We start from the raw sequence: 23,468 nt of genomic DNA on the forward strand, positions 1-23,468 counted from the left end.
GACAATGTCGGATGCCGGCCGCATCATGAACACATGGATGCTCTGGCTGTCGTTCTTCTCCTCGTCGCCCTCGCGGCGGGTGTCGCTATGGGCTGGTTCCTGCGAGCCGGACGCGGTGCCGCCGATCTCGCGCGCGCTCAGGCCGAGCTGGCGGCCGCACGAGACGATCGCGACCGCCAGTACGATCTGTACCGCGATGCAGTCGAGCATGCGCGCAACGAGCAGCGGGCGGAGGCGCAGCGCGTTCAGCAGCAGAACGCCGTGCTGACAGCGCTCGCCCCGGTTCGCGAGAGTCTGCAGCAGATGCAGACCAAGGTCACCGCCATCGAGCGGGAACGGCACGCGCAGTTCGGCACTCTCGAAGAGCAGCTGCGCCGGGCCCAGGAGTCCGATGAAGCTCTGCGGGCGACGACCGAGTCGCTCGCCGGGGCTCTGCGTTCCACTGCCACGCGCGGCGTCTGGGGTGAGACTCAGCTGCGCCGCGTCGTCGAAGCCGCGGGACTCACCCGGCACATCGACTTCGATCTGCAGGCGACGATCTCCTCCGACCATGGTCAGGGGCGCCCCGACATGGTGATCCGCCTCGCCGGGGGCAGCTCGATCGCCGTCGATGCCAAGGTTCCTCTCGACGCCTATCTTGAGGCCTCCGCTCTTCCCGGCGGCGACGCGCAGGAGCCGCAGCGCCGCACCCTCATGCAGAAGCACGTCAAGGCGGTCCGCGCGCACATCGACGCGCTGGCGAAGAAGGCCTACTGGGCGGGCCTCGATGCGAGCCCGGAGTTCGTGATCTGCTTCCTGCCGAGCGAATCACTGCTGGCCGCAGCCATCGATGAAGACCCGACCCTCCTCGACTATGCGTTCAGTCGCCGAGTGGCGCTCGCCTCCCCCGTCAACCTCTGGGCTGTGCTGAAGACCGTGGCCTTCACCTGGACGCAGCAGGAGGTCTCGACCGAGGCGCGTACCCTGCTCGCGCTCGGCACGCAGCTCTACGACCGGCTGGGAACGCTCGCCGGGCACGCCGACGATCTGCGTCGAGCGCTGGAGCGCACTGTCGACAGTTACAACCGGTTCGCCGGATCGCTCGAGACCCGTGTGCTCGTTACCGCTCGTCAGTTCCCCGGGGTCGACGCGTCAGCGCTCGCGACAGCCGCCCCGACGACGGCGAGCACGGGCCGGCGATTCACCGCACCGGAACTGCTCGCTGCAGACTCGACCGCGGCGCAGGAAGCTCTCTCAGACGGCGAGTCTGCTCATATCGACCCACTCGATCCCGCAGAGGCCGTCCAGCCCGAGGCCGTCCGCGCCGACGTGGGCGACGTGCGGCTTCGGCTCGACGAAGGGTGACACCTTCGGCAGAGCATCAGCCGGTGGTGCGGTAGCTCCGCGGGCGTTCAGCGACGACGGATCAGGCGATGCCGGGAACGCCGCTGAGCAGCAGGATGACGAGTCCGCTGGTGGCCAGGAACGCTCCGATCATCCACCAGGAGCTGATCTCGTGCCCCTCGTCGCGGCGGACGCGGAAGAGGACGTCGGCGCGACGAGCCGGATCGACCATCGCGGCCGGTGGCGTCGTGACCGGGGGCGTCGGAACGGATTCCGCATCTGCGCTCACCCGGAGGATGCGCCCCGTGTTGGTCGTGATGATCTTCGTCGGGGCGGCCTTCGAACCGCTCGTGTGCTGCGTTGTCATCTGTTCGCCCTCCTGTGCCTGCGGTGCCTGGCGGCTCCGTCGACGGCGACAAACCCAGTGACAATTGTGACACGGCACCCCGGAGAACCGTGGATCGAGCGGCTGTGAGGCGGTACCGGCTCGATAACGATGCCGCCGATGTCACCGGCGATGATCACGTGTCAGAGGACGAGCGAAGGATCAGAGCCACTTCGAGACGAGGTGCTCCGAAGCGATGCGACGAAGCGTTCCGGAGGCTCCTCGGAGCACGACGCTCTCGGTGTAGACGTAGCCGCGTTCACGACGGACACCGGCGACGAGCTGGCCGTCGGTGACACCGGTGGCGACGAAGATCGTGTTGTTGCCCTGCACCAGATCGTCGGCCTCGTAGACCTTGTCCATATCGAGACCGGCATCGATGCCGCGCTGGCGCTCATCGTCATCGCGCGGCCAGAGGCGTCCCTGGATGTGTCCGCCGAGAGCCTTGATCGCGCACGCCGTGACGATGCCCTCAGGGCTGCCGCCGACGCCGACGCACATGTCGGTGCGAGCATCGTGACGGGCGGCGTTGATGCCACCGGCGACGTCACCGTCGCTCATGAGACGCGTGCCGGCACCCGCATCGCGGATCTCCTGGATGAGCTGCTCGTGACGCGGACGGTTCAGCACCGAGACGACGATCTCGTCGACAGGCTTGTCGAGCGCGCCGGCGAGCTTGCGGATGTTCTCGCCGATGGGAAGACGGATGTCGACGACGCCGACGCCTGCCGGGCCGGTGACGAGCTTGTCCATGTAGAAGACGGTCGAGGCGTCGAGCATGGTGCCACGGTCAGAGACGGCGATCACCGAGAGCGCGTTCTGACGTCCGGCTGCGGTGAGCGAGGTGCCGTCGATGGGATCGACCGCGATGTCGCACAGCGGCCCACGGCCCGTGCCGACGACCTCGCCGTTGAAGAGCATCGGGGCGTTGTCCTTCTCGCCCTCGCCGATGACCACTCGCCCCTGGAAGTCGACCGTTCCGAGGAACGCGCGCATCGCGTCGACGGCGGCGCCGTCCGCCGCCTCCTTGGCTCCGCGACCGATGAAGGGGACCGCGCGGATGGCCGCAGCCTCCGTCGCACGCACCAGCTCCATCGCGAGGTTACGGTCGGGACGAAGAGGGCTCAGATCCGCTGTCAGACTCACCATGCGGTCAGCCTAGCCACCCCCGTGTCCAAATCCGCCGCCTTTCGAGCCGGATCCGACGAAGGAATCCGGTTTCTTAACAGCCAGGCAGAAGCCATCGTGCTCGGCGAGGATCTGGGCTGCGGTATCAGCGTGCACGCCCCGATAGAGTGGCAGCTGTCCCGGCTTCCCCTATCGCAGGAGTTCTCATGCCCGTCGCCACCCCGGATCAGTACGCCGAAATGCTCGACCGCGCGAAGGCCGGCGGCTTCGCGTACCCCGCATTCAACGTCTCCAGCTCGCAGACGATCAACTCCGTCCTCCAGGGGCTGACCGAGGCCGGCTCCGACGGCATCATCCAGGTCACCACGGGTGGCGCCGACTACTTCGCCGGTCACACGGTGAAGGCTCGCGCCGCGGGCGCGCTCGCGTTCGCGCGGTTCGCCACCGAGGTCGCGAAGAACTACCCGATCACCGTCGCGCTGCACACCGACCACTGCCCGAAGGACGCGCTGGCCGGTTTCGTCGAGCCGCTGATCGCCGCCTCCGAGGAAGAGGTCAAGGCCGGCCGCAACCCGATCTTCCAGTCCCACATGTGGGACGGCTCCGCTGTTCCCCTCGCGGAGAACATCGAGATCGCCAAGGACCTGCTCCCCCGCATGAAGAACATCAACGCCATCCTCGAGGTCGAGATCGGCGTCGTCGGCGGCGAAGAGGACGGCGTGCAGCACGAGGGCTCGAACGAGGCCCTCTACACGACCTTCGCCGATGTCGACCAGGCTGTTCAGGCGCTGGGTCTCGGCGAGCAGGGCCGCTACATCGCCGCCCTGACCTTCGGCAACGTGCACGGTGTGTACAAGCCCGGTGGCGTCAAGCTGCGCCCTGAGCTGCTCGGCGAGATCCAGGCCGAGGTCGCGGCGAAGTACAACACCGGCGCCAAGCCTCTCGACCTGGTGTTCCACGGCGGCTCCGGCTCGACCGATGAGGAGATCGCCCTCGCGGTCGCCAACGGTGTCATCAAGATGAACATCGACACCGACACGCAGTACGCCTACACGCGTGCGATCGCCGACTACATGTTCAAGAACTACGACGGCGTGCTGAAGGTGGATGGCGAGGTCGGCAACAAGAAGCAGTACGACCCGCGCGCCTGGGGCAAGATCGCCGAGTCGGCGATGGCCGCCCGCGTGGTCGAGTCGACCCGTCAGCTCGGCTCGTACGGACAGTCCAAGAGCTGATCCGCGAACGAGACAGCAGAAGGGGCCCGGCATTCCTGCCGGGCCCCTTCTGCGTCCCCGATGGGCCGGCGTACGTCGACGCCGACCGGCTGAGGTCAGGGAGTCGTCATCTGCTCGAGGTGGGCGACGAAGGCAGGGTCACTCATCATCGGCACCGCGATGCAGACGGAGACCACGCCCATGGTGACGATCGCTCCGACGATCGGGAGCCACCAGGTGAGGCGGCCACGACGCAGGCGTCGGATCGAGAGCGCGGCGGTGATCGACCATCCGACGACGAGGACGATCGCGGCGATCATCCCCCAGGTCTTCGCCTGCGCGAAGTTCGTGAACTCCCCCTCGATGCCGACGACCTTCATGGTCTGGTTCATGACGCTCGGCAGATCCAGGTACGACAGACCGGTGATGACGACGTTGATCAGTCCGTAGGCGAGCATCACGATCGTCGCGAAGCGATCGACAGGATGCGACCGCTTCGTCGAAGACTCGTTCACCGGGTTCCCGGCCTGAACCGCGGGCGGCAGTGGCGCCGAGGGCGGTGCGATCACGACCTCGTCGAGCGGGGGCAGGCCGGCGGCTCGTCGCTGTTCCTCGGGGGTCGCGAGTTCGCCGTACTGGGGCCTCTGGTCGCTCATCCCGCCATGCTAACGGCACAACCTCCGGCCGGTTCACAGCGGGCGACCGCACCCTGTGAGGCACAAACGATAGCGGCCCCGGAGAAGTGGGGACTTCTCGGGGCCGCGGACGTGGAGCGTGGGGACGCTCCTCATCCAGATTGACCGCCAGCGCTGGGGACGCTAGAGGCGATCGGTGACGTTCACGTATGCCGCCACTGTTCCCATAGTAGGAAAACGCGTGCCGACGCGCCAGGGGCCCTCCTTCAGATAGTGAACTCGGCTCCGGAGGAACCCTCGTCCAGCACGTCAGCCCCTAGCTGCAGAGAGAGATGGCGTGCAGTGCGCTGGAGCGTCGAGACGAGGGTGCGATCGACCACGGCGCCATCGGCCGGCAGCGAGATCGCCAGCGAGGCGATGACACCGGGGGCGATGACCGGCACGGCGACGCAGGTGGCGCCGATCGCGTACTCCTCCTGATCGATCGTCCACCCCGGAGAGCGTTCCAGCTGCGTCAGCAATGCCTTGCGATCGGTGATGGTGTGCGGTGTGAGCTCGGGCAGACGATGCCGCGAGAGGTAGTCAAGGCGATCGGCTTCCGGGAGCTCCGCGAGGATCTGCTTGCCCAGCGCAGTCGCATGAGCGCTGGACTGCAGCCCCACCCACAGCTCGATCCGGGGATTGCGGACGGCGTCGACGATGTCGACCATGTGCATCTCCCCGTCATCGAAGCGGGAGAGATACGCCGTGGCTCCGACGTCTTCGGTCACCTCCCGCAGCGCTGCGCGCACGCGGGCGAGGAACACTCCCCGCGAGCCGATCTGCTGCTGGAACGACGGAAACCGGGCGCCCAGCACGACACCGTCCGGTTCCGAGGAGAGGTATCCCTCATGCACGAGCGTGCGCACCAGGTTGTAGGTGGTACCGGGGGTCAGACCGGTGATGGCCGCGAGCATCTTGGGAGGAAGCGGCCGAGGTGAGTTGGCGACGATGTCGACCAGCCGCAGAGCGCGTTGCACCGACCCGATGAGGGTGGGCTCCGCCTCCGCGGCGCTCACTGCTAAGCGCCTCCTCCGGACGCGCGACCTCCGAGGGCCCGCGCGTCGCGCTGACCCGCAGCATCTTGACGCAGTTCCTTGGGCAGGGAGAACATGAGGTCTTCCTCTGCCGTCTTCACCTCTTCGATGTCGCGGTAGCCGGCGTCGCCGATCGCATCGAGCACCTCGCGCACCAGTACCTCGGGCACGGATGCCCCACTGGTCACACCGACGGTCTCGACCCCGTCGAGCCACTCCTGCTGGATCTCTTCTGCGTAGTCCACTCGGTAGGCGGCCTTCGCCCCGTACTCGAGGGCGACCTCGACGAGGCGCACGCTGTTGGACGAGTTCGATGAGCCGACGACGATCACCAGGTCTGCTCCGGCGGCGACCTTCTTGATCGCGACCTGACGGTTCTGCGTCGCGTAGCAGATGTCATCGGACGGCGGATTCTGGAGTTCGGGGAATCGCATGCGCAGACGGTTGACCGTCTCCATCGTCTCGTCGACCGAGAGGGTGGTCTGCGAGAGCCAGACGACCTTGTTCGGGTCCTTCACCACGACGGTGTCGGCTTCCTCCGGAGAGTTCACGACGGTGACGTGCTCCGGGGCCTCCCCTGCCGTTCCCTCGACCTCTTCGTGGCCCTCGTGGCCGATGAGCAGGATCTCGAAATCGTCGCGTGCGAAGCGCACGGCCTCGCGGTGCACCTTGGTGACGAGCGGGCAGGTCGCATCGATCGCGTGGAGTCCTCGATCGGATGCCGCGTTCACGACTGCCGGCGAGACACCGTGAGCGCTGAAGACGACGTGGGCCCCCTCAGGGACCTCATCGACCTCTTCGACGAAGATGGCGCCCTTCTCCTCGAGCTCGGTCACCACGTGGATGTTGTGCACGATCTGCTTGCGCACGTAGACCGGGGCGCCGTAGCGCTCGAGGGCCTTCTCCACGGCCACCACGGCACGGTCCACACCCGCGCAGTATCCGCGCGGTGCGGCGAGCAGAACCCGCTTGTGTCCGGCCACCGGGTTATCCTGAAGCCGCCCGGCCGCCGCACGAACTCGTGGAAGGCGGGGCACGGGGAGATGAACGGCAGTCGAAGTCACCCTTGAATTCTACCGCCGCGCAGCTGTGCGAGGCCGGGGAGACTCGGGAGCGGGAACGGGAGCGGATGACAGTCTTCGAAGCGACCACGGGCCAGGGCGAGACGCCACCGGCCGATTCCGTCGCACCCCGCGACTCGACGGCCGACGCTCCCACCTCGGTCACCCGGCTGAACGCCACCATCCGCGACTTCATCGCGCGGTGGAACACCGTCTGGGTCGAGGGAGAGATCACCTCCTGGAATGTGCGCGCCGGCAACGTGTTCGCGCGGCTGAAGGACACCCGCTCCGACGCGCAGATCTCCATCCGGGTGTGGTCGAGCGTGCGCGGGCGCATCCCCTCCGACATCGGCATCGGCGATCATGTGGTCGCCGCGGTCAAGGCCGATTACTTCGTCAAGGCCGGCGATTTCAGCTTCGCGGTCTCCGCGATGAAGCACGTCGGGCTGGGCGACCAGCTCGAGCGCCTCGAGAAGCTGCGCGCGCAGCTGCGACAGGAAGGCCTGTTCGACTCTTCGCGCAAGAAGCGCCTGCCCTTCCTGCCGCATGTGATCGGTCTGATCACGGGCGAGCGCTCGGACGCCGAGAAGGATGTGCACCGCAACGCCGAGCTGCGCTGGCCGCAGGTGCGCTTCCGCACCGAGTACGCCGCCGTGCAGGGCGACCGCTGCGTTCCCGACACGCTCGCCGCCCTCGCCCGGCTCGACGCCGACCCCGAGGTCGATGTGATCATCATCGCCCGCGGTGGCGGAGACCCGCAGACGCTCCTCGGTTTCAGCGATGAGAGGCTCGTGCGCGCCGTCGCCGCGGCCTCTACGCCCGTCGTGAGCGCGATCGGGCACGAGAACGACCATCCGCTGCTCGACGATGTGGCCGATCTGCGAGCTTCGACGCCGACCGACGCCGCCAAGCGCGTCGTCCCCGATGTCGGTGAGCAGCGGGCGCTCATCGCGCAGCTGCGGTCCCGCGCGACCACGAGGCTCACGCAGCGCCTCACGCACGACATCGCTCAACTGGAGCAGCTCCGATCCCGCCCGGTGCTGCGTTCGCCCGCACCGATCATCGACGCCCGCGCCCAGGAGATCTGGCTGCTGCTCGGACGCGGCCGGGACACCGTGAACCGACAGCTCGACGACGCCGGGCGCCGCACCGGAGAGCTTCGGGCTTCGCTCCGCGCGCTTTCGCCCGCCGCGACCCTGGCTCGCGGTTACGCGATCGCCCACCTCGATGGGGGCGTGATCCTGCGCGACGCCGCCGATGCCCCGGCCGGAAGCACGCTCACGATCACCCTCGACCGGGGCTCGCTGACCGCCCGCTCGGAGGGCGAGATCGCGGAAGACGCCTGAGCCGGACACCCGCGGCACACGACGTAAGATGGAGGAGTGAGCGCCCTGAACGACACCCCTGTGGACACGCTGTCGTTCGAGGCGGCTCGAGACGAGCTCGTCAAGGTCGTCGCCGAACTCGAACAGGGATCCCCGACCCTCGAGAACTCGCTCGCCCTCTGGGAACGTGGTGAGGCTCTCGCCGCCCGTTGCGAAGAGTGGCTGTTGGGCGCCAAGCGCCGCCTCGACGCAGCTCGTGCCGCGGCATCCGATGTCGAGACGCCGGCAGGAGACTCGTGAGCAAGCAGCCCCCGATCATCGCCGAGCTCGGCCGCCCCGAGACTCCGGAAGAGACCGCCGCCCGCAAGGCCGCGTTCAGCAAGGCCTACCGGTCGAGCCAGACGGTGCGAAACCTCGTAGCGGCGCTCCTGGTCACGGTCGCCGTGGTCGCGGTCATCATCTTCGCCGTCCCTCGCGGCACGCCGGTCGAGCAGAAGCCACTGGATGTCGCCGCCGTGGCCGAGGGCGTGGAGTCGTCGATGGAACGCCCCGTGCTCATCCCGGAGCTCGGCGACTTCTGGCGTGCGAACGGCGCCGAGATGCAGGGTGGTGCCACCGTGGTGTGGGAGGTCACCCTGGCCCCGAAGTCCGACACGGAGCGCGGCTTCATCAAGGTGGCCCAGGCGTTCGACGCCGATTCCTCCTGGGCTCCGCAGCGTCTGAACGGCATCGCCCCGACCGACACGGTGCGCATCGGCGGCCTCGACTGGGACGTCTACAAGCCCGGAAACGCCGAATCGAACGCGAACGTGACGTATGCCATCGGCACGCAGGCCGGCGACGACTACATCCTGCTCTACGGCTCGCGCTCGGCCGATTCGACCGCCGAACTCGCCGAGTCCCTCATTCCGCAGATCCGCATCATCTCGGAGGCTCCATGACGCACCCGTTGACCCCCACAGCCGCCTGGAAGCAGATGCAGGGCGGCAACCGCCGTTACGTGCAGGACGAGCCCCGGCACCCGAATCAAGACGTCGCCCGTCGCAAGGATCTGACGGCAGCGCAGCATCCGGTCGCCACCCTGTTCGGCTGCTCGGACTCGCGCCTCGCCGCCGAGATCATCTTCGACCTCGGCCTCGGCGACCTGTTCGTGGTGCGCAACGCCGGACAGGTGATCGGCGAGTCGATCGTCGCGAGCCTGGAGTATGCCGTCGCGGTGCTCGAGGTGCCGCTGATCGTCGTGCTCGCCCATGACTCCTGCGGCGCCGTGCGTGCGGCAATCGACGGCACCGCGATCGATGCCGCTCCCCTGCCCCCGCACATCTGGAAGCTGATCGCCCCCATCGTCCCCGCCGCGCGGAAGGTGCTGGCCGAGAGCGGCGGGACCACCGTCGCCGAGATCGACTCGGAACTGGTCGGCATCGAGCATCTGCGCAACACCGTGAGTGATCTGCTGCAGTCGTCCGAGATCATCAGCGACGCCGTGTCCGCGGGTCGCCTGGGCATCGTCGGCGCCAACTACCGTCTGGCCGAGGGCACCGCGGTGCCCGTGATCACGGTCGGAATCGACGCCGACGGCGTCACCACCGAGGGAACTGACCCCGCAACCAAGGAGGGTTCGGAATGACCGAGCAGGACTACCGCATCGAGCACGACACCATGGGTGAGGTGCGGGTGCCCGTGAACGCACTCTACGGAGCGCAGACCCAGCGCGCCGTGGAGAACTTCCCGATCTCGGGCAAGGGACTGGAATCGACCCAGATCGCTGCCCTCGCCCGCATCAAGAAGGCCGCGGCGCTGGCCAACAAGGAGCTCGGCACTCTCGACGGTGCCATCGCCGATGCGATCGCCCAGGCCGCCGACCAGGTCGCCTCCGGAGACCACGACGGCGAGTTCCCGGTCGACACCTACCAGACCGGCTCCGGTACCTCGTCGAACATGAACATGAACGAGGTGCTGGCGACGCTCGCGACGCGCATCCTCGGCGCGACCGTCCACCCCAACGACCACGTGAACGCCTCGCAGTCGTCGAACGATGTGTTCCCGACCTCCGTGCACATCGCGGTCACCCAGGCCCTCATCGACACGCTCATCCCCGCGCTCGACCACCTCGCCGTCGCCCTCGAGGCGAAGGCCGAGCTGTGGAAGGACGCCGTCAAGTCCGGCCGCACCCACCTGATGGATGCCACCCCGGTGACCCTGGGCCAGGAGTTCGGCGGCTACGCCCGTCAGATCCGCCTGGGCATCGAGCGCGTGCAGTCGGCCCTCCCCCGCGTCGCCGAGGTCCCGCTGGGCGGCACCGCGGTCGGCACCGGCATCAACACCCCGCTCGGCTTCCCGCAGAAGGTCATCGCGCTGCTCGCGGCAGAGACCGAGCTGCCCATCACCGAGGCCAAGGATCACTTCGAGGCGCAGGCCAACCGCGACGGACTGGTCGAGGCCTCCGGCGCGCTGCGCACGATCGCGGTCTCGCTGACCAAGATCAACAACGACCTGCGCTGGATGGGCTCCGGCCCCAACACGGGTCTCGGCGAGCTGCACATCCCCGACCTGCAGCCTGGTTCCTCGATCATGCCGGGCAAGGTCAACCCGGTCGTTCCCGAGGCCGTGCTGATGGTGTGCGCACGCGTGATCGGCAACGACGCGACGGTCGCCTGGGCCGGCGCATCCGGCTCCTTCGAGCTGAATGTCGCCATCCCGGTCATGGGCACGGCCGTGCTCGAGTCGATCCGTCTGCTCTCGAACGCCTCGCGCGTGCTCGCTGACAAGACGATCGACGGTCTGCAGGCCAACGTCGAGCGCGCCGCCGCATTCGCGGGAATGAGCCCGTCGATCGTGACGCCGCTGAACAAGCTCATCGGCTACGAGGCTGCGGCGAAGATCGCCAAGCACTCGGTCGCCAAGGGCATCACGGTGCGCGACGCCGTGATCGACCTCGGCTACGTCGAGCGCGGCGACCTCACCCTCGAGCAGCTCGACGAGAAGCTCGACCTGCTGTCGATGACGCACCCGGGCTGAGTTCCCCCACGAAACAGCGGATGCCGCGAGGACTCGATCCTCGCGGCATCCGCTGTTCTTGGGGGACCGCTCACATGCATGACCTGGCCACGGATGCCGGAGCGCATGACGGTGAGCAGTCATGCATCCGGCAAGAACTCATGCAGGTGTCACGGTCAGGCGCGTGCCCGCCCGAGAGCCGCTGCGATCGCTGCCACGACCACATCCCAGGAGTGCAGGATCATCGCGTAGTCGAAACGCAGCGTCTCGAATCCGAGACGTGAGGCCACGGCGTCGCGCATGAGATCCCGGTGGCGATTCGCCGGTCCGTCATGGTTCTCCCGACCGTCTGCCTCCAGGATGACTCGACCCTCGATGACGAAGTCGACGCGTCCGACACCGTCGATGATCACCTGCGTGCGCACAGCGACCCCGATCAGGTGGAGCCTCAGCCGCACCACCGATTCCAGGCCGCTCTCCGCATCAGGGCGCGCGAGATCGATGAGCCAGCGCGCTGTCGAGGGAAGGGCCGCGCGGACGTTCGCGCGGGCCACCGCCGTCAGCATCCGCTTGTTCCACGCCGACTCGAACGCGGCGAAGAAGAACTCCTCTCCGTAGCAGCCGAACGCATGCACCAGTGCGACCTCGATCGGGGCGATCCCGACGTCCATACGCCCGGGAGTGAAGTGAGCGACGCACGCGCACGGCTTCGGGTGATGCCGTCGCCCACCCAGCCCCATCCAGACATGCACCTCATTCGAGACCTCGAGGGTCCATACTCCACGGAGCCTCAACGCGCTCCCACATGTGAGTGCGCCTCCGTGGCCGCTGCGGCGACCACCTCCGACGCCGCTCCCGTTGAGGCGAAGACGCCTGGCCGTACCCGCACGAGCCGTCCTGTCGTGCACTCGGAACCCAGTCGCGAGCGCGAACAGCCGAATGCCTGAAGTCGCGTTCCGCGCGCGACCCCGCCGAGGTGTCCGAGGATGAATTCGACGTCGATCATCCCTCGATCCTGGCTGCGCACCTCCCCGCGACGCCGCCACGCCCACGCAACTGGTGGATGAGTTTTAGAAGCACGCAGATGTGCAGGTCGATACTCCTTCTCCCCCTGTCCGGATGCATGAGGAACCGACGAATGTCTGAGGCGGGGAGGAGGAACCATCCTGCAAGCGGCCATGGCTCATGCATCCGGGCTGACCCCGGCCGAGTGCCCGGCCGCTGTGCACAGTCACCCCGCACAGGTGACAGCGGATGCCGCGAGAACCTGTTCCTCGCGGCACCCGCTGTCTCGCGCCGTCAGCTGAGCTCTCCACCCTCCAGGAGCTCGGTGACGAGCGCTGCGATCGCCGAGCGCTCGGAGCGGGTCAGGGTCACGTGGCCGAAGAGCTCGTGTCCCTTCAGCGTCTCGATCACGCTGGCGATCCCGTCGTGACGGCCGACGCGGAGGTTGTCGCGTTGGCCGACGTCGTGCGTGAGGATCACGCGCGAGTTCTGTCCCATGCGGCTCAGCACCGTCAGCAGCACATTGCGCTCGAGAGACTGGGCCTCGTCGACGATCACGAACGCGTCGTGGAGGGAGCGCCCACGGATGTGGGTCAGCGGGAGCACTTCGAGCAATCCACGCTCGATCACCTCCTCGACCACGTTGCCCGAGACGACCGAGCCGAGCGTGTCGAACACCGCCTGCCCCCACGGGCCCATCTTCTCGCCCTGGTCACCGGGGAGGTAGCCGAGCTCCTGCCCGCCGACCGCGAACAACGGTCGGAACACGATGATCTTCTTCTGCTGCTGCCGCTCCAGAACCGCCTCGAGTCCTGCGCAGAGCGCGAGCGCCGACTTGCCGGTGCCGGCGCGTCCGCCGAGGGAGACGATGCCTACCTCCTGATCGAGCAACAGGTCGATCGCGATGCGCTGCTCCGCCGAACGGCCGTGCATCCCGAAGATGTCGCGGTCTCCGCGCACCAGTCGGTACTCGCCGTCTCCGGTCACCCGACCGAGCGCAGAGCCGCGCTCGGAGTGGATGATCAGTCCGGTGTTCACCGGAAGGCCGCGAGCCTGCTCGCTGATGCCGACCTCGCTCTCGTAGAGGTCGCTGATGTCGTCGCCGGAGAGGTCGAGCGTCGAGATCCCGGTCCACCCGGAGTCCACCGCCTGCTCGGCGAGGTACTCCTCGGCGCGCAGGCCCAGGGATGCGGCCTTCACACGCATCGGCAGGTCCTTCGAGACGATCGTGACGTCCTGACCGTCCTGCGCGAGATGCATCGCGACCGAGAGGATGCGGGTGTCGTTGTCGCTGAGGCGGATGCCGGCCGGGAGCACCGAGGAGTCGGTGTTCGCGAGTTCGACCCGGAGAGTGCCTCCCTCACCGACCTCGACCGGGAAATCCAGGCGTCCGTGCTCGATGCGCAGGTCATCGAGGTGTCGAAGGGCCTGCCGCGCGAAGTAGCCGATCTCCGGATCGTGCCGTTTGCCCTCGAGCTCGGTGATCACGACGACGGGGAGGACGACCGAGTGCTCGGCGAACCGGAAGAACGCCTGCGGATCGCTCAGCAGGACCGAGGTGTCGAGGACATAGGTGCGCAGATCCTGATCCGGATCGGCGGACGATGCTCGCCTCGTGGTCTTACGGGTGGACTGCTGCGCGGTGCTTGTGGCCTGCTGCGCTGTACGTGTGGTCACGACCCACTCCCGACCCGGGTAATCCCGGCTATTCGAACGAGTCGACCAGGGGGTCACGAGTCGTCAACCTGAGGCCGACTCGAACGGGCGCCTTGCCCGATGCCTAGAACGTACGACCGCGTGGGCGATTAACGCGGACTCGACACGCCAGCGATTCGTTAAGCGCTGGTGAACGTCTCGTTGCCGAACGCGTGCAGGGCCTCATCGAGAAGCGCGAACGTCGCCGCATCCGTGCCTGCGTGGGGCGCGATCCGCACCGAGGATCCACGTGCGGTCACGACGAGACCGGCGTTGGCGAGTGCCGCGGCGAGGCGTGCGGGCTCCTCCGGGGCGAGCGCCACGATGCCGGCGCGCTCGACGCGATCACGCGGGGAGCGCACCTCGATCCCATGGCGGTCGGCGATCTCGATCACGGTGTCGACGTGTTCCGCGAGGCGCTCCTCGATGGCGGCGACACCGGCATCGCGCACATCGCGCACACCGATCGCGAGTCGTCCCGCGGCGAGCGTGTCCGGCTGACTCACGGTGAAGGCGCGAGCCGAGGGCGCTGGCGCCGGGAGTTCGTCGACGAACAGACCGGTGGCCGTCGTGCCGGTGATACCGGAGAGCACGGGCGAGATGCGATCTCTGGCGCGGGGGGAGAACCACGCGAAGGCGCTGCCCCGGCCGGCGCGCAGCCACTTGTAGCCGTGTCCGACCACCACATCGGCCGCGGAGTAGTCGACATCGATCACGCCGAACGATTGGACGGCGTCGAGGATGAGCAGGCGGTCGGGACCGATCGCCTCGCGAAGCGCCGCCAGGTCGGTGCGATACCCGGTGCGGAAGTCGACGTGACTCACGGCGAGGGCGACCACCTCGTCATCCAGCGCCTCCCTGACGGCATCAGCGGTCACGCGTCCGTCCTCCGGGGTGATCCACCGCGGGATGATCGCACGGTCCGATGCCGTCGATGCGCGCTCCAGGGTCAGGCTCACGCTGGGGAACTCAGCGGTGCTCGCGATCACAGCGCCGGACAGGCCGAACAGCGCGTGCATGAGTCCGTGGGTCGAAGACGGCTGCAGGGTGACGTCGTCTGCTTCGCCGCCCAGCAGCTCGGCGACGAGTTCCTGGGCCTGGCCGATGCGCTCGGCGACCAGCGAGAGGGAGGACGGTCGTCCGCTTCCGAGCAGGTCGGCGTCGGCGAACACCTCTTCGCGTACGGAGGGCGACAGCGGGCCGAACGCCGCCCAGTTCAGGTAGCCGGACTCGTTGTCGAAGGTGTCGACATAGTCCTGGAAAGTGCTCACTTCGTCATTGTGGCACGGGTCTGCGCGGGCCCGTCGCCGGGTCAGCGACCGAAGCGCCTGTCGCGGTCGGCGTAGTCGCGGATCGCGCGAAGGAAGTCCACCTGACGCAGGTCGGGGCCCAACGCCTCGACGAAGTAGAACTCGCTGTGTGCGCTCTGCCACAGGAGGAAGTCGCTGAGCCGCTGCTCCCCGCTCGTGCGGATCACGAGATCGGGATCGGGCTGCCCACCCGTGTAGAGGTGCTCACCGATCATCTCGGGCGTGAGGTGGGCGGCGAGGTCCTCCAGCGTGCCACCGGAGGCCTCATGCTTCGCGATGATGCTCCGCACGGCGTCGACGATCTCATTGCGCCCGCCGTAACCGACGGCGAGATTCACGTGCAGTCCGGTGTGATCCTTGGTGCGGTTCTCGGCGTCGGAGAGCACCCGTGCGAGTTCCGCGGGGAGGATGTCGGAGCGTCCGACGTGCTTCACTCGCCAGTTCCCCTCCTGCGACAGCGCCTCGGCGAGCTCGGCGATGATCTCGATGAGGTCGGCGAGCTCCGCGGAGTCGCGCTTTCTCAGGTTGTCGCTGGAGAGCAGATAGAGCGACACAACGCGCACGCCGAGCTCGTCGCACCAGCCGAGGAACTCGCGCATCTTCGCAGCGCCTGCCCGGTGTCCCTCCGCAGGCGTGTCCAATCCGAGCTGACGCGCCCACCGGCGATTGCCGTCGATCATCATCGCGACGTGATGCGGCACCGTGGCCGGATCGAGGTGGCGTCGCAACCTGTTGGTGTAGAGCCGATACAGCGGCCCTCGCCCCGGGCTCTCGCGTGACATCACCTCCCTACGCTACCGTGCCGGGGCCTGCGGCATCGTGTGCGGAAGCTGGGATATATGTGCCCTGCACGGTATGCGGGTCGGCTTAGAGTGAGCGTGTGAGTACTCCCGAGCCCTCCGGTCCCGACGTCCCTCAGCTGCCTCTGCTCGAAGCCGCGGCCGTCGATGCCGCCGTCGAGACCAAGCCGACCTGGCGAGGATGGATCCATGCCGGCACGTTCCCGGTGGCGCTGGTCGCCGGTGTCGTGCTGATCATCGTGTCCCAGGGCGCCGCGGCCAAGTGGGCCTCCGCCGTGTTCATGCTCACGTCACTGCTGCTGTTCGGCAACTCGGCGCTCTACCACCGCATCGACTGGCGGCCGAAGGTGAAGGTGCTGCTCAAGCGCATCGACCACGCCAACATCCTGCTGCTCATCGCCGGTACCTACACACCGCTGGCGGTGCTGGCGCTGCCGCCGGAGAAGGGCGTGCTGCTGCTCAGCCTGGTGTGGGGAGGCACGCTGGTCGGCATCCTCTTCCGCGTGTTCTGGATCCACGCCCCGCGCTGGCTCTATGTCGCCCTCTACCTGCTGCTCGGCTGGGCAGCCGTGATGTACCTCGCCGATCTCATGAACGCGAACTTCGCGATGATGGTGCTGGTGATCGTCGGCGGGCTCCTGTACACGGGGGGCGCGGTCGTCTACGCGCTCAAGAAGCCGAACCCCTGGCCCGGGCACTTCGGGTTCCACGAGATCTTCCACGTGTGCACGGTGCTCGCGTTCCTCTGCCACTGGACCGCATGCCTGCTCATCGCCCTGTCGCCGCTGTCGCCCTCGCTGGGCGCGCCGTGACGCGAGGTCAGCGAGCGGGCGTATCGCCGTCGGTGTCAGAGGCAGCGGTGCCGTCCGAGGTCGGCGCACCCTTTCCGGGAGCCGCGGCGGCATCGCCCTCGGCCCGCGCCGCTTCCTCGGCGTCGAGCTCGTCGCGCACCTCTTCGCGGTACCGGACACGGCGGATGCGGCGGTTCATGTCCCAGATCAGCAGGATCACCGCGATCACGACCACGACGATCGCGGCGAAGCCGACGAACCCCGGGGTGACCGACACCGGGTCGACGGTCATGCTCGGCGTCGGCATCGGGGTCTCGGACAGAGAGAACATGAATCGGCCTTTCGTACGCAGGTCGCATAACCTGGTAACACCAGCCTAACGACCGGAAGACCCACCCGTGACGACCGCACAAGAGCTCGACGAACGCTATGGCCGAACCCGACGACGCCGCGCGCCGTGGATCATCGGCGGTGCGATCGCACTGCTGATCGTCGGCGCCTTCAGCTGGATGACCGTGGCCCAGTCGATGGCGTCCGTCGACGCGGACGATCTGGGCTTCGAGCTCGTCGACGAGCACTCCGTGAACATCACCTTCCAGGTCACCGGAGTGCAGGGCAAAGACGTGGTGTGCGCCGTCGAGGCGCTCGACGAGGAGTTCGGTGTCGTCGGCTGGAAGATCGTCGAGATCGAGGCCGGAGACAGCCACTCTCAGGCTCGCTCCGTCACGATCCCCACGGTGTCGGAGGCCACCACAGGTTTGGTGAACACCTGCTGGGTCGCCTAGACTCGTGCCAGACAAGACGACGCCCCGGCACCGTGCCGGGGCGTCTTGGCATATCCCCCGCAGCATGCCGGAGGGATCCCGAAAGAAGGAGCTTCGTCATGTCCACCGATGCTCAGGTTCCCTTCCTCACGCAGGAAGCGTATGACCGGCTCGTCGCCGAGCTGGAGCACCTGTCCACCTTCGGCCGCGACGAGATCGCCAAGCGCATCGAGGCGGCGCGCGAAGAGGGCGACCTCAAGGAGAACGGCGGATACCACGCTGCGAAGGACGAGCAGGGCAAGCAGGAAGCGCGCATCCGCACGCTGGAGGCTCTGTTGAAGACCGCCAAGGTGGGCGAAGCTCCGGCCAGCCGCGGAATCGTCGAGCCCGGCACCGTGGTCACCGCCCTCGTCGCCGGAGGCGAAGAGGTGTTCCTGCTCGGCAGCCGCGAGATCGCCGCAGGCAGCGACCTCGATGTCTACAGCGAAGCCAGCCCACTCGGCCAGGCCATCCTCGGCCTCAAGGTCGGCGAGAAGTCGTCGTACGAGGCCCCGAACGGCCGCGAGATCAGCGTGGAGATCGTGAACGTCGAGACGTACACGGGCTGAGACACCACACAGAAGCGCCCCCGCATCCTCAGGATGCGGGGGCGCTTCTGCGTGAATGCGCAGTCGTGCTCAATCGGGGACGAGGATGGGTTCGAAGCCGGCACGACGCAGGGTGTCGAGCGTGTGCTCGGAGTGCTCGGGACCGCGCGTCTCGACGCTGAGCTCGAGGATGACGTCGCTGATCTGCAGACCGTGACCGTGGCGCGTGTGCATGGCCTCGATCACGTTCGCGCCGGCCTCGGCGATGAGCTCGGAGACGCGGGCCAGCTGACCGGGGCGGTCGGGCAGAGGGATGCGGATCGTGAGGTAGCGACCCGAGGCGGCGAGGCCGTGCGACACCACGCGCTGCAGCAGGAGCGGATCGATGTTCCCGCCCGACAACACAGCCATGGTGGTTCCGCTGCCCGTCACCTTGCCTGCCAGGATCGCCGCCACACCGGCGGCACCAGCGGGCTCGACCACGACCTTCGCCTGCTCCAGCAGGATGAGGATGGCCCGTGCCAGGTCGTCGTCAGAGACCGTGACGACCTCGTCGACGAGGTCCTTGATGATGTCGAACGGGACGGCACCGGGACGAGCGACCAGGATGCCGTCGGCGATGGTCGGTCGGGTGACGATGTCGACGGGCTCGCCGGCCTCGAGCGACGGCGGAACGGCGGCGGCGTTCTCGGCCTGCACGCCGATGATGCGGACCGTGCGGCCGAGCTCGGCAGCGCGTGCCTTCACGGCTGCCGCGACGCCGGCGATCAGACCTCCCCCGCCGATGCCGAGCACGACGGTGTCGACGTCGGGCGCGTCCTCGAGGAGTTCGAGTCCGAGAGTTCCCTGCCCGATCACGATGTCGCGGTGATCGAACGGATGGATCAGCACCGCACCCGTGCGCTCGGAGAACTCCGCGGCGAGACGCAGCGAGGTCGCCACCGTCTCCCCCTCCAGCACGACTTCCGCTCCGTAGCCGCGCGTGGCGAGCAGCTTCGGCACCGGAACGCCCAGAGGCATGAAGATCGTCGCCGGGATGCCGAGCGCCTGCGCCGCCAGCGCCACTCCCTGCGCGTGGTTTCCGGCTGAGGCCGCGACCACGCCACGCGAGCGCTCTTCGGCGCTCAGCTTCGACAGCCGGTAGGCCGCACCGCGGATCTTGAAGGATCCCGTGCGCTGGAGGTTCTCCATCTTCAGCAGCACCGGGGCGCCGAGGATGTCGGAGAGCGCTCGCGACGGCAGCGTCGGCGTGTGCGAGATCACCTCAGCCAGACTCTGAGCAGCGTGCTCGAACTCGGTCAGGCTGGGGACTGCGCTCATCGATTCCTCCGTCTCCGCTCGCGCGGTACTGTGCTCCAGATAAGGTCTCCGCTCGGCCCGACGCCCGTGCGCCAGGATCCCGAGCTGATGGTCACGGCTGCGACGTTGATGAACGCCGCCAACGGCACCGCGAACAGTGCGCCGGGGATGCCGGCGATCATCGCTCCACCCGCCACGACGAGGACGACGGCGAGCGGATGCACCTTGACCGCCGAGCCCATCATGATCGGCTGCAGGATATGTCCTTCGATCTGCTGGACGGCCAGCACGACCAGGAGCATCCAGAGCGCGATCCAGGGACCGTTGTACACCAGCGCCAGGAACACGGCGACGGCGCCGGTCACGACCGCACCCACGATCGGGATGAACGAGCCGAGGAACACCAGGACGGCGACCGGGAGCGCGAGCGGCACCTGCAACAGGAACGCCCCGAGTCCGATGCCGATCGCATCGATCGTCGCGACGAACAACTGCGTGCGCGCGTAGTTCACGATCGTGGTCCAGCCGTTGCGGGCCGCTCCGTCGACGGCCGGCTGCGCCATGCGCGGGAAGATCCGGAGGGTCCACCGCCAGATGCCTGCGCCGTCGGCGAGGAGACAGATCAGGATGAACAGCGACAGCACGGCGCCCGTGGCGACGTGGCCGACGGTGGTCCCGATCGCCAGGGCGCCGGTCCACAGCACCTGCGCCTGCTCGTTGAGGAAGTCGAGTCCCTGCTGCAGGTAGTTCGCGATCTGCGTGTCGGAGAGACTCAGAGGACCCTCGTGCAACCAGACCTGGAACTGATCGAAGGCCTCGGTCGAACGCTGCTGCACGTCGGGCAGCTGAGCACGCACCTGCCAGACGACGAGCCACATCAGCCCGGTGACGATGGCGGCCGTCCCGATGAGCGAGATGGCGATCGCCAGCCAGCGCGGGAGACCACGCCGCAGCATCCACGAGAAGGCCGGCCACAGCAGCGCGGTGATGAGGATGCCCACCATGAGGGGGATGACCAGGAGCTTGAGCAGCATCACGAGCCAGATGAAGACGCCGATCGCCGCCGCGATCAGCAGCAGCCGCCAGGCATAGCCCGCCGTGATGCGCAGTGGCAGCGGTACCGCCTCGTCGGCCTCGGTCGACACGGTGCGCTCGGTGGAGACCGGGCGCGGACGGAACAGATCTCTCAGTCGGGGTCGCTGGTCCTCACTCATCGCCCAAGTCTACGGTCACGCCGTATGCCCTCGAACGCATCTTTCCTTGGAGGGTGCATGTCGGCGCTCGGCGATACCCTGACCGTGTGACCGACACCCTCACTCCGACCCAGGCACGCCGCATCGCTCTGGCCGCGCAGGGCTTCACCCGCGCGCGGCCCGCATCGGTCGCGGGGCGCCACGTGCACCGGGTGATGGATCGTCTCGGTGTGCTGCAGATCGACTCCGTGAACGTGTTCGCACGATCCCATTACCTGCCGTTGTTCTCTCGGCTGGGCTCCTACGAGCCGGCCCTGCTCGACCGTGTCTTCCTCTCGCGCACGACCCACTACGTGGAATACCTCGCTCACGAGGCGACCTTCATCCCGATCGAGGACTGGCCGCTGTGGCGTTTTCGCATGGACGACTTCCGCCGACGCTGGGCGGGCGAAGAGTCCTGGATGTCGAGCAACGCGCGAACGCTGCAGTGGGTCCAGGACGAGCTGCGTGTGCGCGGGCCCTTGCGTCCCGCCGATCTCCGTGCCGATGCTCCCAGGGAACGCGGCACCTGGTGGGACTGGGACGACGTCAAGCTCGCCCTCGAACACCTGTGGCGAACCGGCGATGTCGCCATCAGCGGGCGCCGCGGGTTCGAGCGCACCTATGCGCTGGCCGAGCACGTCATCCCTGACGCCATCCGTTCGCAAGAGGTCTCCCGCGCCGATGCCATCCGTGAGCTGACCCGTCGCGCGGCCCGATCGAGCGGCGTCGCGACGCAGTCCGACCTGGCCGACTACTACCGGATCCGCGACCGGGCCGCCGTCGCGCGCTCGATCGCAGAGCTCGTCGACGCCGGCGAGCTGGAGCCCGTGCAGGTGCGCGGCTGGGAACGCGGCGGGCGTCCACTCGCCGCCTGGCGGCATCGGGATGCGGTGCTGCCCCGCAAGGTCGACGCGGCGGCGATTCTGACGCCGTTCGACCCGGTGGTGTGGTTTCGGGATCGCGCACTCCGCGCGTTCGACCTCGACTACCGCATCGAGATCTACGTACCGGCAGAGAAGCGGCGGTTCGGCTACTACTCCTTGCCGGTCCTCGTGGGCGACCGCATCGTCGCGCGCGTCGATCTCAAGTCCGACCGCGCGACATCGACGCTGCAGGTGCAATCTGCCTGGTGGGAACCACAGGCTCACCCCGGCGATGCCGAGCAGATCGCTGCCGAGCTCCGACTCGCAGCGGCGTGGCAGGGACTGGAGCATGTCTCGGTGTCGAGGTGGGGTGACGCCACCGACGCGCTGCATGGGGCGCTGGTGGCCGGAGCAGGCACCGGTCCCACCGTGCGTCGTCACGTGCACGCGCGAGAGAGTCCGGTGTGAGCAGGGCCCGGTGGTGGCTACTCGGCGGCGTCGCCGGTCTCGTCCTCGTCGCCGCGGGGCTCTGGCTCTGGTCGTCGACGAACCGCTCCTCCACGCCGGAAGAAGCGGCGCTCGCCTATGTCCAGGCGCTCGAGTCCGGTGACGCCGACGCCGTGGTGGCCACCGGGATCGACGTGTCGGACACCGCACTGGTCGCCTTCGCCGACGCCACCTCGTTCATCGAGGACTCCGAGGTCACAACTGTCCGACGCGAAGACGACGACACTTCGGCCGTCGTCGCGATCTCCTTCCGGCTCGACGGCAAGACGCACACCGCGCAGCTGACGCTCGGAATCGTCGACGGCCGCTGGAGCGTCGATGCGACGGGACTCGGCACACTGACCGTGGAAACGACGATCGGGTCGGATGTCGCGATCGGCGATGCGACCGTTCCGGCGGAGACGGCTGCACTGCTGCTCCCCGCGACCTACGCCCTCGCGGCCGCACCGGAGACACTGCTCGAGGGCGGGAGCGCGGCGCTGGTGCTGCCAGGGGTGAAGACCACGACGACGCTCGACGTCATGCTGCGGCCGGAGGCGACGGCGGTCGCGCAGGCCCAGCTCGACACGCTCCTCGAGACCTGCACCGCTGGGGGCACAGAAGTCCCCGACGGATGCGGCATACGGATCCCCTGGGGGACCGAGTTCCGCGAGGTGGATGCCATCCGCTATCGGATCGACACGGCACCGGTCATCGCGTTGACTCCCGCCGGTTTCACCGCAGAGGGTGGAGTGCTCGTGGCCACCATCACCGGGACCGCCCAGAACGGCGAGGCCCGCACGACCACCTATCGGACGGACTCCTGGAGCGTGCGCGGCGACCTGGCGTTCACCGCCGACGGACTCCTCCTGTCGATGTGGTGAACGACCGGCGTCAGAACTGCACGCGCGGCGGTTCGGAGATCGCGCTGCTGTCGGCGACCTCGAAGAACTCCCGCTCGGAGAAACCCAGTCCCTTGGCGAACAGGTTGTTGGGGAAGACCTTGATCTTGGTGTTCAGCTCGCGCACGCCGCCGTTGTAGAAGCGGCGCGCCGCCTGGACCTTGTCCTCGGTGTCGACCAGTGCCTGCTGCACCTGGAGGAAGTTCGTGCTCGCCTGCAACTGCGGGTAGGCCTCGGCGACCGCGAAGAGGCTCCGCAACGCCTGCTGCAGGTGCCCCTCGGCGATGCCCGCCTCGCCCGGCCCTCCGGCTGACAGGGTCTCGGCACGCGCACGCGTGACGTTCTCGAAGACGGCCTTCTCGTGGGAGGCGTAGCCCTTCACCGTCTCGATGAGGTTCGGGATGAGGTCGGCTCGTCGCTTCAACTGCACCGTGATGCCGCTCCACGCCTCATCGACGCGGACGTTCAGCTGCACCAGCGAGTTGTACGTGGCCCACAGATAGATGCCGACGAGCAGGATCACTCCGACAACGATCAGTACCGGCACGAGCCATTCCATCAGAGCCCCACCCTTCCTCGTGTTTCTC

General features: G+C 67.9%; 25 protein-coding genes. 12 read left to right on the forward strand and 13 right to left on the reverse strand.

Features of this window, described 5'->3' with window-relative positions; genetic code table 11:
* Positions 1-33 precede the first annotated feature (33 nt).
* A complete protein-coding gene (locus tag ASD13_RS00510; protein WP_055864549.1) occupies positions 34-1,344 on the forward strand; it encodes a DNA recombination protein RmuC in 1,311 nt (436 codons plus the stop codon).
* 61 nt (positions 1,345-1,405) lie between these two features.
* Here ASD13_RS00510 and ASD13_RS00515 read toward each other — a convergent pair whose 3' ends face one another.
* Together ASD13_RS00515 and glpX are read right to left on the reverse strand one after the other, a co-directional pair.
* On the reverse strand, positions 1,406-1,690 hold the full coding sequence (locus ASD13_RS00515) for a hypothetical protein (RefSeq protein WP_017828696.1): 285 nt from the start codon (positions 1,688-1,690) through the stop codon (positions 1,406-1,408).
* A 180-nt stretch (positions 1,691-1,870) separates the two neighbouring features.
* Entirely contained in the window at positions 1,871-2,857 is a 987-nt protein-coding gene (glpX, locus tag ASD13_RS00520; RefSeq protein ID WP_017828697.1) for a class II fructose-bisphosphatase, read from the reverse strand.
* A gap of 185 nt (positions 2,858-3,042) precedes the next feature.
* On the opposite strand from glpX, the gene fbaA reads away from it, so the two are divergent.
* A complete protein-coding gene (gene fbaA / locus ASD13_RS00525) occupies positions 3,043-4,071 on the forward strand; it encodes a class II fructose-bisphosphate aldolase (RefSeq protein WP_055864552.1) in 1,029 nt (342 codons plus the stop codon).
* Positions 4,072-4,166: 95 nt separating this feature from the next.
* On the opposite strand, the gene ASD13_RS00530 is transcribed toward fbaA, so the two are convergent.
* From ASD13_RS00530 to ASD13_RS00540, 3 genes are all read right to left on the reverse strand, one after another.
* Positions 4,167-4,706, reverse strand: coding sequence for a DUF6264 family protein (locus ASD13_RS00530; RefSeq protein WP_055864555.1), 540 nt, complete (start codon positions 4,704-4,706; stop codon positions 4,167-4,169).
* Positions 4,707-4,951: 245 nt separating this feature from the next.
* Positions 4,952-5,743: an IclR family transcriptional regulator gene (locus tag ASD13_RS00535; RefSeq protein WP_055864560.1), complete on the reverse strand. Its 792-nt coding sequence runs from the start codon at positions 5,741-5,743 to the stop codon at positions 4,952-4,954.
* Positions 5,744-5,745: 2 nt separating this feature from the next.
* Positions 5,746-6,798, reverse strand: a complete 1,053-nt coding sequence (locus ASD13_RS00540; RefSeq protein ID WP_372446049.1) for a 4-hydroxy-3-methylbut-2-enyl diphosphate reductase — start codon at positions 6,796-6,798, stop codon at positions 5,746-5,748.
* 92 nt (positions 6,799-6,890) lie between these two features.
* Here ASD13_RS00540 and xseA point away from each other — a divergent pair, with 92 nt between their 5' ends.
* Genes xseA through ASD13_RS00565 form a run of 5 tightly spaced genes read left to right on the forward strand, consistent with a single transcriptional unit; the run spans position 6,891 to position 11,165 of the window.
* Positions 6,891-8,168, forward strand: coding sequence for an exodeoxyribonuclease VII large subunit (xseA, locus tag ASD13_RS00545; RefSeq protein ID WP_055864563.1), 1,278 nt, complete (start codon positions 6,891-6,893; stop codon positions 8,166-8,168).
* A gap of 36 nt (positions 8,169-8,204) precedes the next feature.
* A complete protein-coding gene (locus ASD13_RS00550) occupies positions 8,205-8,447 on the forward strand; it encodes an exodeoxyribonuclease VII small subunit (RefSeq protein WP_017828703.1) in 243 nt (80 codons plus the stop codon).
* Positions 8,444-9,088, forward strand: a complete 645-nt coding sequence (locus ASD13_RS00555; RefSeq protein ID WP_055864566.1) for a DUF4245 family protein — start codon at positions 8,444-8,446, stop codon at positions 9,086-9,088. Before ASD13_RS00550 ends, ASD13_RS00555 begins: the two co-directional genes overlap by 4 nt.
* Positions 9,085-9,774 carry a carbonic anhydrase gene (locus tag ASD13_RS00560; protein ID WP_055864568.1) on the forward strand — a complete coding sequence of 230 codons (690 nt, stop codon included), beginning with the start codon at positions 9,085-9,087 and terminating at the stop codon, positions 9,772-9,774. The genes ASD13_RS00555 and ASD13_RS00560 overlap by 4 nt, the downstream gene beginning before the upstream one ends.
* Positions 9,771-11,165, forward strand: coding sequence for a class II fumarate hydratase (locus ASD13_RS00565; RefSeq protein WP_055864571.1), 1,395 nt, complete (start codon positions 9,771-9,773; stop codon positions 11,163-11,165). Before ASD13_RS00560 ends, ASD13_RS00565 begins: the two co-directional genes overlap by 4 nt.
* A gap of 155 nt (positions 11,166-11,320) precedes the next feature.
* Here ASD13_RS00565 and ASD13_RS17595 read toward each other — a convergent pair whose 3' ends face one another.
* The 4 genes from ASD13_RS17595 to ASD13_RS00590 form a co-directional block, all read right to left on the reverse strand.
* Positions 11,321-11,815: an endonuclease domain-containing protein gene (locus ASD13_RS17595; RefSeq protein ID WP_055864575.1), complete on the reverse strand. Its 495-nt coding sequence runs from the start codon at positions 11,813-11,815 to the stop codon at positions 11,321-11,323.
* Positions 11,816-12,443: 628 nt separating this feature from the next.
* On the reverse strand, positions 12,444-13,826 hold the full coding sequence (locus tag ASD13_RS00580; protein WP_055864581.1) for a PhoH family protein: 1,383 nt from the start codon (positions 13,824-13,826) through the stop codon (positions 12,444-12,446).
* A gap of 158 nt (positions 13,827-13,984) precedes the next feature.
* Positions 13,985-15,115 (reverse strand): aminotransferase class V-fold PLP-dependent enzyme, encoded by a 1,131-nt coding sequence (locus ASD13_RS00585; protein ID WP_055864585.1) that lies wholly within the window; start codon positions 15,113-15,115, stop codon positions 13,985-13,987.
* A gap of 41 nt (positions 15,116-15,156) precedes the next feature.
* Positions 15,157-15,936 (reverse strand): isoprenyl transferase, encoded by a 780-nt coding sequence (locus ASD13_RS00590; RefSeq protein WP_017828709.1) that lies wholly within the window; start codon positions 15,934-15,936, stop codon positions 15,157-15,159.
* 98 nt (positions 15,937-16,034) lie between these two features.
* Here ASD13_RS00590 and trhA point away from each other — a divergent pair, with 98 nt between their 5' ends.
* Positions 16,035-16,766: a PAQR family membrane homeostasis protein TrhA gene (gene trhA / locus ASD13_RS00595; RefSeq protein WP_055864588.1), complete on the forward strand. Its 732-nt coding sequence runs from the start codon at positions 16,035-16,037 to the stop codon at positions 16,764-16,766.
* Between the two features lie 7 nt (positions 16,767-16,773).
* Here the strand turns inward: trhA and ASD13_RS00600 are convergent, their stop codons facing one another.
* A complete protein-coding gene (locus ASD13_RS00600) occupies positions 16,774-17,076 on the reverse strand; it encodes a hypothetical protein (RefSeq protein ID WP_017828711.1) in 303 nt (100 codons plus the stop codon).
* A gap of 67 nt (positions 17,077-17,143) precedes the next feature.
* On the opposite strand from ASD13_RS00600, the gene ASD13_RS00605 reads away from it, so the two are divergent.
* Positions 17,144-17,530, forward strand: a complete 387-nt coding sequence (locus ASD13_RS00605; RefSeq protein WP_055864591.1) for a DUF4307 domain-containing protein — start codon at positions 17,144-17,146, stop codon at positions 17,528-17,530.
* Between the two features lie 98 nt (positions 17,531-17,628).
* Positions 17,629-18,117 carry a transcription elongation factor GreA gene (gene greA / locus ASD13_RS00610; RefSeq protein ID WP_017828713.1) on the forward strand — a complete coding sequence of 163 codons (489 nt, stop codon included), beginning with the start codon at positions 17,629-17,631 and terminating at the stop codon, positions 18,115-18,117.
* A 69-nt stretch (positions 18,118-18,186) separates the two neighbouring features.
* Here greA and ilvA read toward each other — a convergent pair whose 3' ends face one another.
* Both ilvA and ASD13_RS00620 read right to left on the reverse strand, forming a co-directional pair.
* Positions 18,187-19,416 carry a threonine ammonia-lyase gene (gene ilvA, locus ASD13_RS00615; protein WP_017828714.1) on the reverse strand — a complete coding sequence of 410 codons (1,230 nt, stop codon included), beginning with the start codon at positions 19,414-19,416 and terminating at the stop codon, positions 18,187-18,189.
* The gene (locus ASD13_RS00620; RefSeq protein ID WP_200935144.1) at positions 19,413-20,609 is read right to left on the reverse strand and encodes an AI-2E family transporter; all 1,197 of its coding nucleotides are present in this window, start codon (positions 20,607-20,609) and stop codon (positions 19,413-19,415) included. Before ASD13_RS00620 ends, ilvA begins: the two co-directional genes overlap by 4 nt.
* Before the next feature lie 86 nt (positions 20,610-20,695).
* On the opposite strand from ASD13_RS00620, the gene ASD13_RS00625 reads away from it, so the two are divergent.
* Complete coding sequence (locus ASD13_RS00625; protein WP_055864594.1) at positions 20,696-21,961, forward strand: winged helix-turn-helix domain-containing protein; 1,266 nt, start codon at positions 20,696-20,698, stop codon at positions 21,959-21,961.
* Positions 21,958-22,863: a hypothetical protein gene (locus ASD13_RS00630; RefSeq protein ID WP_055864599.1), complete on the forward strand. Its 906-nt coding sequence runs from the start codon at positions 21,958-21,960 to the stop codon at positions 22,861-22,863. Before ASD13_RS00625 ends, ASD13_RS00630 begins: the two co-directional genes overlap by 4 nt.
* Positions 22,864-22,873: 10 nt before the next feature.
* Here the strand turns inward: ASD13_RS00630 and ASD13_RS00635 are convergent, their stop codons facing one another.
* Positions 22,874-23,440 carry a LemA family protein gene (locus tag ASD13_RS00635; protein ID WP_017828718.1) on the reverse strand — a complete coding sequence of 189 codons (567 nt, stop codon included), beginning with the start codon at positions 23,438-23,440 and terminating at the stop codon, positions 22,874-22,876.
* Between the last annotated feature and the right edge of the window lie 28 nt (positions 23,441-23,468).

Source organism: Microbacterium sp. Root1433D1 (assembly GCF_001426835.1).
GTDB lineage: Bacteria > Actinomycetota > Actinomycetes > Actinomycetales > Microbacteriaceae > Microbacterium > Microbacterium maritypicum.